Source organism: Parendozoicomonas sp. 2304DJ65-17 (assembly GCF_058148445.1).
On record NZ_JBYVJV010000058.1, the window covers coordinates 1 to 267 of the forward strand.

A 267-nucleotide genomic window follows, 5' to 3' on the forward strand; every position below is an offset into this window, starting at 1 on the left:
TAATGCGAAGGAGTGTGGATTTACCCGCGCCATTAAGGCCAAGCACAACAATTTTTGCACCGGGGACGAAAGACAGAGAAATGTCTTTCAGGATCGTGCGCTTTGGAGGCACGGTCTTGCTGACCCGGTTCATGGTGTAAATGTATTGAGCCATCAGGAAATGTCTCTTGGAAAGGAATTAGATTAATCCGCTAAATATACTGAATGAATAAAATTCGTGCAGTCAATTGCAGCCTTATTTTGCGGAATTATTGTGATCTCCTTCTA

General features: G+C 43.1%; 1 protein-coding gene. It reads right to left on the bottom strand.

Going from position 1 to position 267, the window contains the following annotated elements:
- Positions 1-154 (bottom strand): ATP-binding cassette domain-containing protein (locus ACY2RR_RS24525; RefSeq protein WP_490110823.1); only part of this gene is annotated, 154 nt, incomplete at its 3' end.
- Between the last annotated feature and the right edge of the window lie 113 nt (positions 155-267).